We start from the raw sequence: 16,158 nt of genomic DNA, 5'->3' as shown, positions 1-16,158 counted from the left end.
TTATTACAGTGTGATGATGTCAGCTGTAAATATTTTAATCCCTCAAAAGGTTCAGAAAATAATATGATTGTTATCAATAATTTTGATGAGTATAAGTCTCTTGAAGGACAGGTGATAGGAGATTCTGCCTGGCATACAATAGATCAGGATCAGATCAACAGATTTGCAGATGCTACTTTAGACAATCAATGGATTCATACAGATAAAGAAAGAGCAGAAAAAGAAGGTCCTTTTAAATCAACCATTGCTCATGGCTATTTGACATTATCATTGATTCCTTATCTCTGGAAACAGATTGCAGATGTCCGGAATGTAAAAATGGAAATCAATTACGGAATTGAGAACCTTAAATTCGGAGATGCTGTTCAGGTAGATAGTGAAGTAAAGCTTCAGGCAACGGTAAAATCTGTAATCAACCTCAAAGGAACTGTAAAGGCAGTAGTTGAAGCCAAATTGCTCATTAAAGATCATATAAAACCCGCTTATACAGGTGATGTGGTTTTCCTTTATCACTTTTCCTGATCCTCAATTTTTAAATTGTTAATGTTTTATCAATAAAAAAGCATCATTGATTTCAATGATACTTTTAAATTTTTTGAGCTATTCATGCATCTTTACAATGATAGCACTATTTTACCTAATAAAGGTCTGTCCCGTTTGGAATCCTCCATTCTCTGATGGGCTTTTTGAATCTCTTCAAGAGGGTAGATGCTGTCTATAACTGGTTGTATCTGTCCGGTTTCTATTAACCGGGTAATATGGTGAAGTTCATCCCTGCTTTGTCGGGTAAAAACAAAATGATAGGTAGCATTTTTTTCCCAGGCGTGAATAAGATTCTGTGGCTGGGCAATATCAACCAACGTTACAACAGTTCCATAATCAGCTAAAGCAAGCGGGCTGTCTGAGAGTGTACTTCCTCCAACTGTATCAATAATCACATCAACACCTTTTCCGTGGGTATAAGACTGTATTTTTTCAACCCAGTTTTCTTTATGATGGTCAATAATTACATCCGCTCCCAGATGCTGAAGTTTTTCATGTAAACTGCTCTGTCCGGTCGTGTACACATAAGCACCTAATGAATGAGCTACCTGTATGGCGAGTGAGCCTACACCTCCTGCACCTCCAAGGATGAGAATGCGGTCTCCCTTTTTTAATTGAGCCCTTACCACGATCATTTCCCATACTGTTCCTCCAATAAGCGGAATGGCTGCTGCTTCCTCATAGCTAAGAGTAGCAGGCATTTTTGATAATGAGGATTCGTCGGTAACATGGTATTCAGAATAACTGCCCGAACCACCAAAACGAGGGGAGTAATAGACTTTATCACCAGGTTTCCACTTTTTCACGGCTTCACCTACTGCGATAACATCACCGGCAATATCGTGACCGGTTGTGAGAGGCAATTCAAAGTGTGATGCATAGTCTCCTCGTCTTACCTGATAATCCAGAGGGTTTACCGAAGTTGCTCTCACTTTCACCAATACCTGTGAAGGCTCCGTTATAAAAGGAGTGGGGCTTTCCGTTACCTCCAGAACTTCCGGCCCGCCGTAGTTTTTAATGACAACTGTTTTCATGCAATAATTTTGTTTACTTTTTTAATAGTTTAAAACCTACATTGACTATTGAGGTAGTGTTCCCATAAATTCAAATATTTCAGCCCCTATTTCTTCAGCGTTTGTTTCCAGAGCGAAATGTCCAGTATCATAAAATTTTAATTTTGCATCCGGCAGATCCTTTTTATAAGCTTCAGCTCCTGCAGGAAGAAAATAAGGATCTTTATTTCCCCACACCAATAATACTTTTGGTTGGTATTTTCTGAAGTATTCATGGAACTTAGGATACAAAGCGACATTGATTCTATAATCTTTTACCAGATCCAATTGAATTTCTACATTTCCCGGCCTGTCAAGGAATTTTTGATCAAGGGTATAGGCTTCCGGTGCAATTAAAGAAAGATCAGAAACTCCATGTTGATATTGAAACAGCGTAACTTCTTTAGAAACAAAACCTTTCAAAGCAAGGCGGTTTGCCTGTGATGGGTCTTTCCAGTATTTCTGTATAGGATTCCATTCTTTGCTTAGCCCTTCTTCATAGGCATTTCCGTTTTGAGAAACAATTCCTGTGATCTTTTCAGGATTGTTCATGGCGAGACGTAAACCTACAGGAGCGCCATAATCAAAGATATAAACTGCAAAACGTTTCATTCCCAGTTGGTCTACAAATGCCTGCATTGTTGCTGCAAGATTGTCAAATGTATAAGAGAACTGCTGATGATCCGGAGCATCAGAATAACCGAATCCGGGAAGATCCGGAGCAATGACATGATACTTTTTGCTTAAAATTGGAATCAGGTTTCTGAACATGTGTGACGATGTAGGATACCCGTGAAGAAGCAGTATTGTAGGAGCATTCGCTGGTCCTGCTTCTCTGTAAAACAGGTTTAGATCATTTACTTGGATGTTACGGTAGTGAGTGGGATGGTTTTCCATAATGTGATTATTTAGATTTAAGTTTTGATGAGATTGAGCCATTGTCATATTGCTTGTGAATAGGGCAACCGACAGACCTGCAAATAATTGTCTTGAATTTATTTTCATTTATTTTTTTTGATAGTTCAAAATTAATACAGATATTTGATTATTGAAAACGATTAATTATAATAAATATGATCACTTTTAATGATTAATAAAGATGAATATAAATGATTTAAAAATATTTGAAGCAGTGGCAGAAAGTGGCAGTTTTACTAAAGCTGCTTCCATGATGTTTACCGTTCAGTCGAATGTTACCGCAAGAATAAAAAGTCTTGAAGATGAGTTTGATACTAAGCTTTTCTCACGTACCTCCCGAAAGGTAGAGCTTACTTCCGAAGGCATGATCCTGATGCAGTATTCTAAGCAGATTCAGCATTTGGTAGAAGAAGCAAAAAATAATATCAGGAGCGGAGAAAATATCAGGGGATGTCTGAAAATAGGCTGTATAGAAACCACGATGGCATTGAAAGTACCTGAAATTCTCAATACCTTCGATGAAAAATATCCCGGCATTGAGCTGGAATTTAAATCAGATACAAGAGATTCTGTGCTTTCCGGAGTTCTGGATTACAGGCTGGATGCAGCTTTCGTTTCCGCGCCGGTTAATGCGAAAGGACTGGAGAAGATCTGTATTAAAGAAGAACAGCTTGTCATTCTTGCTTCATCAAAAGGCCCGAATCTGCAGACACTCATCGCGAATGAACCGTTGAAGATTGTCGTATTTGATGAAGGCTGTATTTTCAGGGAAAGATTAGAATCCTGGTTAAGCCATAAGGGAATTCTGAACTATAAAAGTACCACCCTGAATTCTATTGAGGGAGTGATCAACTTCGTGGAAGCCGGGTTGGGAATCAGTATTCTGCCGGAAGAAATTGTTTCCAAATATTACGCAGGAAGAGATATTAAGACCTATGGACTGAATAAACAGCTGGGAACCATGAATACCATTCTTGTTTTCAGAAAAGACGGTCCCCAGTCCAGGGCTTTACAGTGCTTTATTGAGATGCATGCGCAACTATTATAATCTGTTACAATTTGTTTTTGATTTCAGGAAGTGTAATTTCTTTGTTATAAAGCAGATTAACCACATTTTTTATGAAATCTTCCTTTTTAAGCCGTTCACCATTGGTATCATAAGCGATGGAGAGATCTGCCTCTTTATTATAGATGAGAATGGCGTGTGATCCTAAGGTATCGCCGCCATGACCGTAAAATGTAATGCCGTCAAAGTCCCAGATTGCCATTCCTCTTCCCCAGTTTTCTTTTCCCAATACAGGTTCCATCAGTTTCAGCGTTTCTTTTTTCAGAATGGCATTATGGAATAAGCTGTTGATGAAAATATTCAGATCATATGGTGTTGAAGAGATATCACCCACGCCAATTACATTGAGAAAGTCTATTTCCTCTTTCAACATACTCCAGGAATTGTTTTCATAACGATAAGGCAGGAATATATTTTTTTGATGGGCTTTGAAAGGTGTGAAATTTTTTAATTGGAGAGGTTTTATAATCTCTGATTGAACGATTTTGTAAAAAGACTTTTCATATTTTCTTTCGAGAATTTTTGTTAAAAGATAATAAGCAGAGTTAGAATATGCCACCTTTTCACCGGGCTCAAAACTCTTCCCCTGTTTGATGATCAGATCCATAATCTCTTTGTCACTTACTTTTCCGGTAACCCATACTTCTCCATCTTTCACCACATAGCTTCCCAGCCCGCTGGTATGTTCCAATAGATTTTTAATAGTAATTTTATCAGCATTGGGAATCTCAGGATAAAACTCAGAAAGTTGAGTATTGAGATTCAGTTTGTTCTCTTCAATTAACTTGAAAATTAAAACGGCTGTAATCATTTTGGTCACAGAACCTACCTGATATTTAGTATCCTTATTATAAGTGAATTCCGGGATGTTTTTTTGTCCGAAATTTTTAGAATAAACCTCTTTACCATTTTTAAAAATCGACAAACTGCCCACTCCCAGATTATTCTTTTCAATATAACTGAAGTATTGATCTAGTTTTTCAGGGTTGATGGTTTGGGAAAAAAAATAATTGGAAATAAGAAGAAGTAGGAATGCAATTTTAAAGTTCATGATGAGTCTTTGTGGGTTAGTCATTTATAAAACAACCGGATGGGTAAGAATATTACATCGTATGATACTTTTGTCTTCCAATAACTTTGTGAAAGGGCTTTTAATTGTATCGCAATTATTTCTGTTGAGAGAGATAGTCTGCAAACTGTTTATTCAGTGCTTCACATTCATGCTGTAATATTCCTGTTTCTATTTCAGGTTTGTTTCCCCATTTCGGAACGGTTTCTGTTTCAAGGATTTTAAATTCCGAAGACTGTCCGCCCACCAAAGGAACGGAAACTCCAAACACAATTTTTGCAATTTTGTGATGTCTGATGAGGTAGGAGCACATGATGCAGGGCTCGTGTGTAGAGAACATCACAGACTTATCCAGCATATCTCTGTAGCCATTTTCCAGCGCATCTTTTACCGCCAGAATTTCAGCATGCTGTGTAATATCGCCGCTTGATTTTCCGGATTCAATGCCTCTGCCTATAATCTTGTCATTATAAACTAATAAAGAGCCTACCGGAGGGTTTCCCTTTTCCAATGCCTGTTTGGCGAGCTCAATGCATTGAAGCATATATTCATTGTAATTGTTCATTGTTATTTCTGATTAAGATTCGCATCCTCTGTTGAACCCGATGGTATTTCTGTATATCTGAGGTGAGATATCTGTTTTATTTTTAAAAAGCCTGCTGAAATAATATTCATCCTCATAGCCCAGTTCATACGCTATTTCTTTGATCGTTTTGTCCGTAAGATACAATTCTCTCTTGGCTTCAATGATGATCCGTTCCATGATCAGATCAGAAAGGGTTTTATTAAAATGATTTTTTGTAATCCTTGCGAGTGAAGCAGGGGTCTGGTTCAATAAATCTGCATAATCACTGGCAGAATGTTTCGTCCGGAAATGATCTTCTATCGCATTTTTGAGATTCTGAATAAGAAACTGCTGTTTGATATGGGCTGTTCCCGAATCCTGAACCGTCTGCTGTTCCAGTTTTATCCTTGTAGCGGTTACCAACAGTATTTTAAGATAAGAAACCAAAACCTCATCTTTCCTGAAAGCATCTGCTTTTAACTCATTGGCAATTCCGCTGATCAAATTCAAAACAGAACTTTTACTGAATTCATCCAGGCAGATAAAAGGCTGCTGATAGACATTGTTAAATAAAATACCGTTAGCTGCAATTTCCTTGTGATGTCTGTAAATACAGAAAAAATCATGGTGAAATTGGATCGCAATTCCCATAATCGGTTCTACAGGATGAAGCATAAAAGGTTGGTAAGGATACAATGCAAACAACGTATTTTCTTCGAACGAATAATCCGAAAGATCTACGGTAGCCACCCCTTCCCCAGAAGTAATCAGTATCAGCGTAAAATAATTATTGCGCTGGATATGATCAAAATAACTGTTGTTATCAAACTCAAATAGTTTGAACGCCAGATTTCCATTCTGCTGATTGATGAGCGTATATACAGACTGTGATAACATGATCTATGCAATTTAATTAATATTTTTTAACAAAGGAAGAAGAAAGTTCTTGACATAGCAATACGTTCTTTACTGGAAAAAATCCTTGTCAAGGTTCTAAACCTTGACAAGGATATATAAATGACAATTGAAAAGCTGTTAGAAAATCAAAATATCATATCCGTCATTTCTGAGACTTAGGAAACTTGGCAGCCCCGGAGTTCCCGGTACTTCATTTTCGTTGAGTAATTCATATCCCGAAACCTCAGTTCCAAATACGGCAACGCAGCCTTTTGAAAGACCGTGAACATAGCCTTTTACTTCACTATAAAGTCCATGTATAGGGTGGTCTGCTTTTTCAAGCTGTTCCGGCCATCTGATCCCCGTACCCTGGAAAATAATCTTTACCTCTTCACCTGCATGTTTGAACTCGTATGCTGATGCTAAAGCATTAAACACTCTTCCCATAGCTTCTTCTGAACCAGCTTTAGGATCAGAAAGAATAATAATTGCTGTTTTTTTCATTTTGAAAATTTTATTTACTCTGCAAAGATGTGGGAATAACGGGCGCTAAAGAATGGATGATTTTTACTTTGTAATGGAGATTTTTGCAAGCTTAAAACCATTATTGTTTCCAGACGATTTCCGGTCTGCATAGGCTTATTGAAAAAATAAAGCGAACCTTCATATGAAAGTTCGCTTTACAGGAATCAACAGGAAAAAGACAGATTATGATCCCGGTTTTACAAAGGTCTGCCAGCCTCTCATGGTTTCAATGAAGCGTTCACTGAGACCGCCTTCACGAAGATAATCTGCGGTTATAGGAAGCTGTGGGCTGTCATACAATGGGTTGGCTTTTACCTGAAGCGGGAAATCCCGTTGCAGAATTCCGGCTCTCGCAATCAGGACAAAATCACAGCCTTCATCCAGTAGTTCTCCTGCACGCTGTGCGCTCATTATTTTTCCGGCTGCTCCCAAACGGACTCCTTTACGCGGAAGTTCTGTGAAAACACTGAGCATCGTTTTCCCTTGAAATGTACCTTCCCGGACAAGCTGTGCCGAATCCCAAAGCGCCAGATCAAGATAATCAATCAGTTCTTTGTCAAAAATTTCAGCGGTGATTTCCCGCAGTTCTTCCAAACGCAACCCATACCGCTCAATAGACAAACGCCAGCCAATCTGAAAATCTGGACCACAGGCTTTGCGAATTCCTTCAATAACTTCAAGGGTGAAACGGGCACGGTTTTCTATACTGCCTCCATATTGATCCGTCCGGTCGTTGAGATTAGGAGACAGAAACTCCGAAAGAATCCATCCGAATGCCCCATGAACAGATACACCATCAAATCCTGCAAGCTGAGCCCTCCTGGCAGCTGCGATAAAACTGTCGCGGATTCGGCCCACTTCCTCGGTAGTGATAGCTCTGATATTAGGGACTGTTTTACCGGATGCAGGAGCAGGTATTCCTCCTACAGACGGTTTTGCCCTGTGTCCGGCGTGGTGCAGCTGTACAGCAGATAATGCACCTCCTTCACGAATTGCTGTGGCTATTTGCGTTAAACCCGGCAGGTGTTTATCACTATGAATTCCCAGCTGGCGTTCAAAGGCGATGGCTCCTGCTTCTACAGTAGAGGCACTGGTTTGTATCAGTCCGTAACCGCCCTGTGCAAGCTGTTCCATCCAGAGTTGGTCATATGTAGATGCTGTACCATCATAATCACTTTGCTGGCTCGTTAAGGGGGCCAGCATAAAACGGTTTCTCATGGCTGGACCATGGAGAAAGGTAAGGGGTTTGAATAAATCTGAAACAGACATTTTGTTTATATTTTAAGGTTGTACTTCTCTATTTTGTCTGTTACAAAGTTGCGTCTATTACTTACCGCCGGAAATGGATAATTTTAATGATATGATGGATGTTTTTTCAGCTTTCTATCTGGCTGTCTAATCTTTAAAATCATCTGAAAAATCGAAAATTTTTAAAAACTGATGTGAACTTATTCTGCGTAAGGATATCCTCTAAAAACTACTAAAGTGTTTAAGGCTTTTGTGACTTTTGTGTTTTTGTTTTTAACCACAGATTGCACAGATGCTCACAGTAAAGATTGTATACTTATAAAAAATCAAATATTTTAAAAACTTATCTGTCCTTACTCTGCGTAAGAATATCCTCCAAAGCTCGTTTAAGTGTTTAAAGCTCTTGTGGTTTTGCTTCAGCTTAAAGATCCTCAATTCGCCTACAAAGGTCTGCGATTCGCCTACAATTTCAGGAGACAGGCTTTATAATTTTGCTTTATCAAAAAAACATTTTAAAATTATGATACAGCAAAATAGAATCTGGTTTATAACCGGAGCATCAAGAGGTTTCGGACGCATCTGGACAGAAGCAGCGTTGGAACGTGGTGACAAAGTGGTAGCTACCGCAAGAAAACTGGAAAGCATTGCCGATTTTAAAGAAAAATATGGTGATAATGTACTGACTTTAGCATTAGATGTTACCCAGCCTGAGCAGGTAAAAGAAGCCGTACATAAAGCCCACCAACATTTCGGGAAGCTGGATATCGTACTGAACAATGCCGGATATTCGCTGGTAGGAACTATTGAAGAGGCAGGTGCGGATGAAATTCGTGCTTTATATGAAACCAATATTCTGGGCCCTGTAAGTGTCATTCAGGCGGTCCTGCCGATTATGAGAGAACAGGGATACGGGCATATTCTGGGGACATCAAGCAATCTAGGGCACGTTACATTGCCTGTTATTGGGTATTACAGTTCTTCCAAATGGGCTTTTGAAGCCATCCATGAGAGTCTTGCGGAAGAGATCAAGCAATTCGGGATTAAAGTAACCATCATAGAGCCGGGAGCGTATGCTACAGAATTTGGAAGTCAGGACTCACTGAAGTTTTCTCAAAATTTAGAAGTGTATAATGACTTTAAAACAGAGTTTATAAAGGCCATTCAGTCTTATGAACGGGGAAATCCTAAAGCGACACCAGAAGCGCTCTTCAAAATGGTAGATGCTGAAAACCCGCCGTTACGCTTTCATTTGGGAAGCCATAATCTTCCTTTGGTGAAGTCTGTGTATGCAGAAAGAATCAATCTTTGGGAAGCCTGGGATGAAGTTTCCAGCGCAGCGCAGGGATCATAACAAACAGTAACAGCCGGTTATAAAATTATAGCCGGTTTTTCGTACCTTTAAAATACCATTTATGAAAAAGACAGATCAAACTCCGTTCAAATTTGAATCGCTATCAGAGGCCAGCCGGTTTTTCGGACTGCCAACACCCAAGCATCCTCTCATTAGCTTAATGAATGGGGCGCATAATCTGGTGGCAACCGATAAATTGTCACAAAAACATGTGTTGAGTTTTTATAAAATATCCTATAAACCCAAACTGGACGGCAGAATAGAGTACGGACAAGGCTACTACGATTTTAATGAAGGCGGACTGCTCTTTGCGGCACCCGGCCAGGTGATAGGAGGGAATGGAAACAGTGATACAGTATGTTCACAGTATTCTTTGCTTATTCATCCCGATTTCTTTTTGGGATATCCCATCATGAGAAAGATCAGGCAGTATGGTTTTTTCTCCTATTCTACGAAAGAAACCCTGCATCTTTCTGAGGAAGAGAAAAATACGGTACTTTCTATCTTTAATTTTATTGAATCTGAACTCAACAGCCGTATTGATGATTTCAGTCATGATGTGATGATTTCTCAGATAGAGCTGCTTCTTAACTATGCCAATCGTTTTTATAAACGCCAGTTCATTACCCGTAAAGCAACCAGCAGCAGCCTTCTGCAAAAGTTTGAAGATTTGCTTGACGGATATTTTAAAGATGAAATGTCTCTTAATGAAGGGATACCCACGGTGAGTTATTTTGCAGAACATCTCCATCTTTCATCCAGTTATTTAAGTGATATGCTGCGTTCCTTAACGGGGCAGAGTACCCAGCAACATATTCATGACAAACTGATCAGCCAGGCCAAAGAAATGCTTTCCACCACCAGCCTGTCTGTAAGTGAAGTAGCCTATGCACTGGGGTTTGAGCATTCCCAGTCGTTCAGTAATTTATTTAAAACAAAAACCAAGCTTTCTCCTTTAGAATTCAGGAAGTCTTTCAATTAATCTTTGCGGGACATAGGCTGCATTAACGGTCGAGTCTGTAAATAAATTCCTCGATCTCCGTTTGTCTGGCATTGGCGAAGCCTTTATCTGTACCGATTTTAACAAATCCACAGTTTTCCAGTACCTTTTGTGAGCCCAGATTGTCAAAGGCAACGCGTCCAAAAATAGGTCTTGTGGTTTCAAGGGTGAGAAAGTCTTTCAATGCTGTTGTGGCAACTCCTTTTCCCCAGAAAGGTTTATCAATCCAATAGGTGATTTCTGCATCGCCTTCCATGATAAATTTGGCAATACTTCCGGCAATTATAGTATCAGCCATAATGGTCTGGTTGTTGACGGTGGGATCATCCAGCAATTTTGTGAATTTGGACAGATAAGCTTCTTTATTGGTAGAATCCTTTGAAGTAAAAGCTGCCAGATGATTGGCTTCAGGATCAAGCTGAAATTCAAAAAGAGTATCCAGATCAGCTACTACAGTCGGTCTGAGTTGTATTTCATAGGTATTATTTTTCATTTGGATTGGTGTGTTGGTTGATCTTCAAATATAGAACTTATTTAAGCTTTCTCCATTGAGCTCTAATCTTTAGAGTGTTTAAAAACGGATGTGACTTTTGTGGTTTTATTTACCGCAGATTTCGCAGATTTTCACAGATGTTTGTGGTTAATGTAGCAGGCCTGTAAAAAATCAAAGATTTTTTTTAACCTTAAGTGAACTTACTATACGTAGGAATATCCTCTAAAGCTACCAAAGTGTTTGAAAGCTTTTGTGCCTTTTGTGGTTTTATTTCCCACAGGTCTCACAGATTTTTACAGATGTTTGTGGTTAATGTAGCAGGCCTGTAAAAAATCAAAGATTTTTTTTAACCTTATGTGAACTTACTCTACGCAAGGATATCCTCTAAAGCTACCAAAGTGTTTGAAAGCTTATGTGACCTTTGTGATTTTATTTCCCGCAGATCTCGCAGATTTTCACAGATGTTTGTGGTTAATGTAGCAGGCCTATAAAAAATCAAAGATTTTTTTAAAACTTAAGTGAACTTACTATACGTAGGAATATCCTCTAAAGCTACCAAAGTGTTTGAAAGCTTTTGTGACTTTTGTGGTTTTATTTACCGCAGATCTCGCGGATTTTCACGGATGTTTGTGAATATTTTATACTGTTGATGGTTTTGCGTGTAGAACCACCCCGTCAAAAATTCTTTGAATTTTTGCCACCCCTCCGGAGGAGGGGAATGTTTACCCCTTCAGTTGAAGTATTTGTGACTTTTGTGGTTCATTTTAACCGCAGATAATCTTTTACACTAACGCGGTCATGGAATTTTATGAATAAAAATATTAGCGGACAATAAGATAGATTCCGACACCAATTGCAGCATACGCTGTCACTGTAAGAATATCAGCGATGGGTTGTGAAAAGCGTTTCTCCGCAATTTTCTCACTATTGATCTGGTTCTTATGGAATTTCAACGTTTGTTTAGCATTACGAACCGGGTGTGCCACCAGGCTGTCGCTTTCCCATCGGTCAACGATTACTTTATAACTCTTGCCATTCACTTCAATTTTAACATTTTTGCCAGAGGCAAGTTTCTCCTGAATATTGATGGGAGCAGGAGCTTGTGCTGCGTTCAGGCTTGGAGATGCGGCGGCTGTACTATTCATTTGGGGAGAAGTAGTATTAGCAATAGCTGTATTTTTTTTAGAGTCTTGCTTATTGTCGGGCGCTGTATCCACTTGCTTTTTTACCTGATAGGTATAGCAGCTGCTAAGAGAAAATAATAGGATGATGAGATAAAGATTCTTTCGCATGAGCCAAATTTAAGAATTAAACGCAATATTTAGCATTTTCTTTTGAAAGATCCTGCTTTTTTTACTATCCCGATGCGAAAAGTCTTCTGACATTGAGCCAATCAAAAATAATTTTACTATGCTCCAAAGTTGGATGACTTCGGTGGGTGAGTAGTGGTATAGAAAGCCTATTTTAGCCTTTTACCCCCTTCAGAAGTCCCTCCAGGCACTATGATAAGGGTCTCGAGCCCCTTATGTAACCCCCTTTACCCCCTTACCCAAGGGGGTAGATCTCCTTACTTAAGAGGGTAGAGGCTGTTGCTCAAGGGGGTAGAGGCTGTTCCGAAGTCCCTGGAGAGGGTATGGTAAGTGGGTTGAGCCTCTTAGATAACTGTCTGGAGGTGGTTTATAAGTTTCAGGACACGCTTATATCATTGTCAATATACACTTATCTAAGTGTCTGTAGACAGTTCTTTAAGTGGTGAGAGTGACCAGGAAAGAAGCTGAAGATATTTCTGTAAGTGGTTCCGGACACTTGGGTAAGTGTTGTCGATTATTTTTGAAGGTGGTACAGACAGTTTGGAAAATACTTCCGGATACCTGTGGAAATGTCTGGAGGTTCTTTGAAAGTGCCTTCAGCCTTTGTATTTGAATTTTATATTTCTTATGAAAGCACTGAACCAGCGTGGTTAATAATATTCAAATACTCTTTCTATTTTTTGTTGTATTGCTCCCTGATCATCTACTAATTCTTCATAAATAGAGTTGGCTTGCGGATCGAGTTTTACATTTTTATAAATGAGCTTAGATTTTTTTTGCTGAGTGACATCTTCAAGAAGGGTTTCACTTCTCATTTCATTGATGTAGGTGTAAAAAATAGTGCTGTTAACTGGGGTTTCAAAGAAATTTCCGTTTTCTTCTGTTTTTATAAGACGGTTATTTTTGTCAAAATAAAACAACTTGCTAAGGGATATATTGTGAACAGAATCATTTGAAATTCTTCTGTACAGAGAATCCGAAACTTTTTCAAAATAGCCTGTAGTTTCTATCTTCTTATTTCCAGGATTAAAGGCTTCAAAATAGCGTTTAGCTTTGTCCTTTGAATGGTAGGTAATGATTTTATTGATCGACCTTTCATGAGAGGGTCCGCTTCCAATCGCATTGTAATATTCTATTTTTGTCAGAAACCCTTCTTTGTCATAATAGGAAATATTTTTATAGATGTTCTCCGGTGAATGAGTGACGGTTTCTGTGATGGTTTTGGGATGCCCGAAATAATTAGAAAACTGCAGGTCATTAATGATAGATTTTTCCTGACCACTTACAAGAGCATATAACAGAATAAACAGATAGCTAAGTTTTGTTTTCATATGGTAAGTGTTGGGTTGGGTCTATAATTTCTGCTAAGTTTCAAATATAGGTAACTCTCTTCAATATTAAGTTATAATACTAAAACCACTGAAAGGATACGTGGGGGGGGATTTTGTGTTCTTCTCGTTGTTGGTTTTTTGAAATATACTCTCCGAAGTCGGGAAACTTCGGAGAGTATAAATATTTAATATCAGCTATTAAATCAAATAGTGATTAATAGAAACTCTTTCATTCATTTTATGCTTTTTATTAACTCCCGAAAGTTTAATGTTATTATTTTTTCAACTTCATTAATAGGTTTTCCCCATGAAGTCGAAAAGTATTTATTTACATTAATAACATCTACAGGTTTTAATATGTTTCCACTAATATTAGTGAATGGACCATCAGTTTCTGTTAATATGCAATTAATAGGTATTTTTTCAATAATTTTCCTACCTTTCTCGGATTTAGTCATTGACGGATTAATAGAGAAGTAATAACCTCCATTGATGATTTCATCAATAAAGTTTATGGGTCCAGAATACCAATGAAATATGGCTGATGTTATATTATATTTTTTTAAAAGTTCAAGAACTTCTTTTTCTGCACCTCTTGAGTGTATACTTAAAATTTTATTCTTCCCTGATACATTTTCTAATATTTTAGTAAAAGATTCAATTTGTATGTTCTTAGTTGCGTATCCTTCTTTTGAAAAATCCAGTCCAACTTCTCCTATATAGGATGTCTTGGAAACATTTTTTAAAAATAATCCGAATTCTTTTTTATGAAACTTTGCATATAATGGATGCATTCCTAAAGCTATTCTAATCTTTTTTAAATTTCTAAAATGTGGATATCCCATTTCAAAATGACTTGGTAGATTTGTCATTGAAATTGCTATCATATCAGCATCTATGCATTCTTGCAATACCTTTTCTGGAGCTTGGTATAAATCAATATGACAGTGGGTGTCTATAATCATAAAAATCTTAATTTAGATTTGGTAAAGTTATTACCTTTATCTCTAAATAATTGTAAAACTTCATCTTTAGATCTTAAAACCATTTGTGCATAACCTTCTAGACTATCAATATCTATATTTCCATTAATTAATATGTCTCTTTTCATTTTTTCTAATGAAATTTCCCGATTTAAATAGCTAAATAATGCTGGTAAATCATTAGTTAATGAAGACTGTTCTAAAATATCATTTCCAAAAATTTCATTATCTAGGTTTATTTTATTTAAAGCTGCCCTTCTGTATATACAAGGCATGCATTTTCCACATTGTTCTGTTCCCTTTTTTATAGTCCAATGCTGCTTTCTTCCTCTCTTACCACAAGAAACAGATAAATTAAAACTTGACTGCAAAGCTCTTTGGTTTGAACAATTTTGAATCATTTCCCCCTTTGTAGACAATGAATATGGATTTTCTAATTGTATGGGTAATCCTATTTCAAATAATAATTCTTTTAGGTTTTTTAAAACAAATGGATGGGTTGTTCTAGTGCTCAGAGAGCTAACCCTAGAAGGAGTTAGCGGATAGTTAATCGAAATTGTTCCATTTTCAGGAATAATTAGGGTATTAATAGGCGATAGATATACTCCTAAACCAATAAAAAATAAAGATCTACTTCTATAATTATTTTCAATAGATATGTTACGACCATTATCATCCTTTCTGCTAAGAGCTAATTTTGATTGTACCCAATAAAACTTATCTGGATAATTACGTTGTAAAAAAGTTAATATCCTTTTCTGGTCTCCACTTGGTCCAGAAGATTTGTAATCAAAATGGGAGATTAATAAAATTCTTTCATTTAAGTTCAATTTCTCAAGTTCATCAATTATTCCTATTAAAGAGTCTAGTCCTCCTGAAAAAAGGCTTGATGATTTTATTGAATTTTTCTCATAGACTGGAACTTTTCTTCTATTTTGGCGAGGTAAATAATATTCATCATGTGAATTTTGGACAAAATTTATAGTCCAATTATCACCAGTTAAAAAATCTAATATTTTCTTTAATTTTACTTCCTTTCCTTGCCAAGTGCTGAGATTATGAACTGGAAAATCAACTTCTAAATCTCTTGTCCAGCCATCATTTGAATATTTCTCTCTACTAAATAAATTATCTATACCATATACTAAGGCAGAAATTAGAAAGAAATCGAAACGTAGTGTAGTAAAATCACTATTAAAATCAAAAACATTTTCAGACTTAAGAAAAGTTAGTGGAACTCTCCTTTCTACATCATTTTCTATGAAACAAAGTTTTATATTAGAAAATTTTCCTTCTTGAGCTGTGTCAAATTGTATTGTTACTTTCATAATTATTCAAAAACAGTTAATAGATCTTGTTGGATATTTTTTATTAATGCATCAGCTCTATCTGATCCCCAATCAACATTTTGTAATGGATTTCTCTTATGCATATCTGACACTCTTTCCTTAATAAAACTTTTAATTTGTAAAAAGAGATTGTTACAATCATTTTCACTTTTATTTTTAATTAAATTTTCATAGAACCATTTTGATAAAAGCTCATTGATGTAATTTCCAAAATATCCTATTATAATATCTTCTAAAGAATCCGATTCAAACTTTTTTGACAAAAGAGTTTCTACTTCATCAATGGAATTTGCTTGACCTATTAATTCTTCTATTAATAATCTGGTCGCTTCTTTTGCTGCATTATCATCAATTGAACTTGAATCACTTGAACAGTACTCTATTAGATGATTTATAATATCGTCAACACTCTTATTATCAAGATTAGTAATTCCTATAGAAGTTAGTGTTTCTCGAAT

General features: G+C 37.1%; 17 protein-coding genes. 4 read left to right on the top strand and 13 right to left on the bottom strand.

Annotated features, from left to right (window positions below; translation table 11 throughout):
• Nucleotides 1–63: 63 nt before the first annotated feature.
• Nucleotides 64–522: a MaoC family dehydratase gene (locus GFU89_RS19640; RefSeq protein WP_318848736.1), complete on the top strand. Its 459-nt coding sequence runs from the start codon at nt 64–66 to the stop codon at nt 520–522.
• Between the two features lie 92 nt (nt 523–614).
• Here the strand turns inward: GFU89_RS19640 and GFU89_RS19635 are convergent, their stop codons facing one another.
• Both GFU89_RS19635 and GFU89_RS19630 read right to left on the bottom strand, forming a co-directional pair.
• Nucleotides 615–1,577 (bottom strand): zinc-binding dehydrogenase, encoded by a 963-nt coding sequence (locus tag GFU89_RS19635; RefSeq protein WP_318848735.1) that lies wholly within the window; start codon nt 1,575–1,577, stop codon nt 615–617.
• A gap of 45 nt (nt 1,578–1,622) precedes the next feature.
• Complete coding sequence (locus GFU89_RS19630; protein ID WP_318848734.1) at nt 1,623–2,600, bottom strand: alpha/beta hydrolase; 978 nt, start codon at nt 2,598–2,600, stop codon at nt 1,623–1,625.
• A 94-nt stretch (nt 2,601–2,694) separates the two neighbouring features.
• Between GFU89_RS19630 and GFU89_RS19625 the strand changes: the two genes are divergently transcribed.
• A complete protein-coding gene (locus GFU89_RS19625; RefSeq protein ID WP_318848733.1) occupies nt 2,695–3,561 on the top strand; it encodes a LysR family transcriptional regulator in 867 nt (288 codons plus the stop codon).
• Between the two features lie 4 nt (nt 3,562–3,565).
• On the opposite strand, the gene GFU89_RS19620 is transcribed toward GFU89_RS19625, so the two are convergent.
• From GFU89_RS19620 to GFU89_RS19600, 5 genes are all read right to left on the bottom strand, one after another.
• Nucleotides 3,566–4,630 (bottom strand): serine hydrolase domain-containing protein, encoded by a 1,065-nt coding sequence (locus tag GFU89_RS19620; protein ID WP_318848732.1) that lies wholly within the window; start codon nt 4,628–4,630, stop codon nt 3,566–3,568.
• A 115-nt stretch (nt 4,631–4,745) separates the two neighbouring features.
• Nucleotides 4,746–5,213 carry a nucleoside deaminase gene (locus tag GFU89_RS19615; protein ID WP_318848731.1) on the bottom strand — a complete coding sequence of 156 codons (468 nt, stop codon included), beginning with the start codon at nt 5,211–5,213 and terminating at the stop codon, nt 4,746–4,748.
• A 12-nt stretch (nt 5,214–5,225) separates the two neighbouring features.
• Nucleotides 5,226–6,110 (bottom strand): AraC family transcriptional regulator, encoded by an 885-nt coding sequence (locus tag GFU89_RS19610; protein WP_318848730.1) that lies wholly within the window; start codon nt 6,108–6,110, stop codon nt 5,226–5,228.
• 138 nt (nt 6,111–6,248) lie between these two features.
• Complete coding sequence (locus GFU89_RS19605; RefSeq protein ID WP_318848729.1) at nt 6,249–6,614, bottom strand: DsrE family protein; 366 nt, start codon at nt 6,612–6,614, stop codon at nt 6,249–6,251.
• A gap of 204 nt (nt 6,615–6,818) precedes the next feature.
• Nucleotides 6,819–7,904 (bottom strand): NADH:flavin oxidoreductase, encoded by a 1,086-nt coding sequence (locus GFU89_RS19600; protein WP_318848728.1) that lies wholly within the window; start codon nt 7,902–7,904, stop codon nt 6,819–6,821.
• A 499-nt stretch (nt 7,905–8,403) separates the two neighbouring features.
• On the opposite strand from GFU89_RS19600, the gene GFU89_RS19595 reads away from it, so the two are divergent.
• Both GFU89_RS19595 and GFU89_RS19590 read left to right on the top strand, forming a co-directional pair.
• Nucleotides 8,404–9,234, top strand: coding sequence for an SDR family NAD(P)-dependent oxidoreductase (locus GFU89_RS19595; protein WP_318848727.1), 831 nt, complete (start codon nt 8,404–8,406; stop codon nt 9,232–9,234).
• A 61-nt stretch (nt 9,235–9,295) separates the two neighbouring features.
• On the top strand, nt 9,296–10,216 hold the full coding sequence (locus GFU89_RS19590; protein ID WP_318848726.1) for a helix-turn-helix transcriptional regulator: 921 nt from the start codon (nt 9,296–9,298) through the stop codon (nt 10,214–10,216).
• Between the two features lie 22 nt (nt 10,217–10,238).
• Here GFU89_RS19590 and GFU89_RS19585 read toward each other — a convergent pair whose 3' ends face one another.
• From GFU89_RS19585 to GFU89_RS19560, 6 genes are all read right to left on the bottom strand, one after another.
• Nucleotides 10,239–10,727: a GNAT family N-acetyltransferase gene (locus GFU89_RS19585; RefSeq protein WP_318848725.1), complete on the bottom strand. Its 489-nt coding sequence runs from the start codon at nt 10,725–10,727 to the stop codon at nt 10,239–10,241.
• 821 nt (nt 10,728–11,548) lie between these two features.
• Nucleotides 11,549–12,019, bottom strand: a complete 471-nt coding sequence (locus tag GFU89_RS19580; protein WP_318848724.1) for a hypothetical protein — start codon at nt 12,017–12,019, stop codon at nt 11,549–11,551.
• Nucleotides 12,020–12,687: 668 nt separating this feature from the next.
• A complete protein-coding gene (locus GFU89_RS19575; RefSeq protein ID WP_318848723.1) occupies nt 12,688–13,368 on the bottom strand; it encodes a hypothetical protein in 681 nt (226 codons plus the stop codon).
• Between the two features lie 233 nt (nt 13,369–13,601).
• Nucleotides 13,602–14,333, bottom strand: coding sequence for a Qat anti-phage system TatD family nuclease QatD (qatD, locus tag GFU89_RS19570; RefSeq protein ID WP_318848722.1), 732 nt, complete (start codon nt 14,331–14,333; stop codon nt 13,602–13,604).
• Nucleotides 14,330–15,679 (bottom strand): Qat anti-phage system QueC-like protein QatC, encoded by a 1,350-nt coding sequence (gene qatC / locus GFU89_RS19565; RefSeq protein WP_318848721.1) that lies wholly within the window; start codon nt 15,677–15,679, stop codon nt 14,330–14,332. The genes qatD and qatC overlap by 4 nt, the downstream gene beginning before the upstream one ends.
• Nucleotides 15,680–15,681: 2 nt before the next feature.
• On the bottom strand, nt 15,682–16,158 hold a 477-nt coding region (locus GFU89_RS19560), incomplete at its 5' end, for a hypothetical protein (RefSeq protein WP_318848720.1).

The organism is Chryseobacterium sp. JV558 (assembly GCF_033712365.1).
Classification (GTDB): domain Bacteria; phylum Bacteroidota; class Bacteroidia; order Flavobacteriales; family Weeksellaceae; genus Chryseobacterium.
This window is presented reverse-complemented; position numbering and strand designations above follow the sequence as displayed.

Bases quoted from the DNA above. Each gene is read 5' to 3' on its own strand.
- qatD (WP_318848722.1), bottom strand. From the start codon at position 14,333: ATGATTATAGACACCCACTGTCATATTGATTTATACCAAGCTCCAGAA.
- GFU89_RS19630 (WP_318848734.1), bottom strand. From the start codon at position 2,600: ATGAAAATAAATTCAAGACAATTATTTGCAGGTCTGTCGGTTGCCCTA.
- GFU89_RS19595 (WP_318848727.1), top strand. From the start codon at position 8,404: ATGATACAGCAAAATAGAATCTGGTTTATAACCGGAGCATCAAGAGGT.
- qatC (WP_318848721.1), bottom strand. From the start codon at position 15,679: ATGAAAGTAACAATACAATTTGACACAGCTCAAGAAGGAAAATTTTCT.
- GFU89_RS19575 (WP_318848723.1), bottom strand. From the start codon at position 13,368: ATGAAAACAAAACTTAGCTATCTGTTTATTCTGTTATATGCTCTTGTA.
- GFU89_RS19580 (WP_318848724.1), bottom strand. From the start codon at position 12,019: ATGCGAAAGAATCTTTATCTCATCATCCTATTATTTTCTCTTAGCAGC.
- GFU89_RS19585 (WP_318848725.1), bottom strand. From the start codon at position 10,727: ATGAAAAATAATACCTATGAAATACAACTCAGACCGACTGTAGTAGCT.
- GFU89_RS19600 (WP_318848728.1), bottom strand. From the start codon at position 7,904: ATGTCTGTTTCAGATTTATTCAAACCCCTTACCTTTCTCCATGGTCCA.
- GFU89_RS19610 (WP_318848730.1), bottom strand. From the start codon at position 6,110: ATGTTATCACAGTCTGTATATACGCTCATCAATCAGCAGAATGGAAAT.
- GFU89_RS19635 (WP_318848735.1), bottom strand. From the start codon at position 1,577: ATGAAAACAGTTGTCATTAAAAACTACGGCGGGCCGGAAGTTCTGGAG.
- GFU89_RS19605 (WP_318848729.1), bottom strand. From the start codon at position 6,614: ATGAAAAAAACAGCAATTATTATTCTTTCTGATCCTAAAGCTGGTTCA.
- GFU89_RS19625 (WP_318848733.1), top strand. From the start codon at position 2,695: ATGAATATAAATGATTTAAAAATATTTGAAGCAGTGGCAGAAAGTGGC.
- GFU89_RS19615 (WP_318848731.1), bottom strand. From the start codon at position 5,213: ATGAACAATTACAATGAATATATGCTTCAATGCATTGAGCTCGCCAAA.
- GFU89_RS19590 (WP_318848726.1), top strand. From the start codon at position 9,296: ATGAAAAAGACAGATCAAACTCCGTTCAAATTTGAATCGCTATCAGAG.
- GFU89_RS19620 (WP_318848732.1), bottom strand. From the start codon at position 4,630: ATGAACTTTAAAATTGCATTCCTACTTCTTCTTATTTCCAATTATTTT.
- GFU89_RS19640 (WP_318848736.1), top strand. From the start codon at position 64: ATGATTGTTATCAATAATTTTGATGAGTATAAGTCTCTTGAAGGACAG.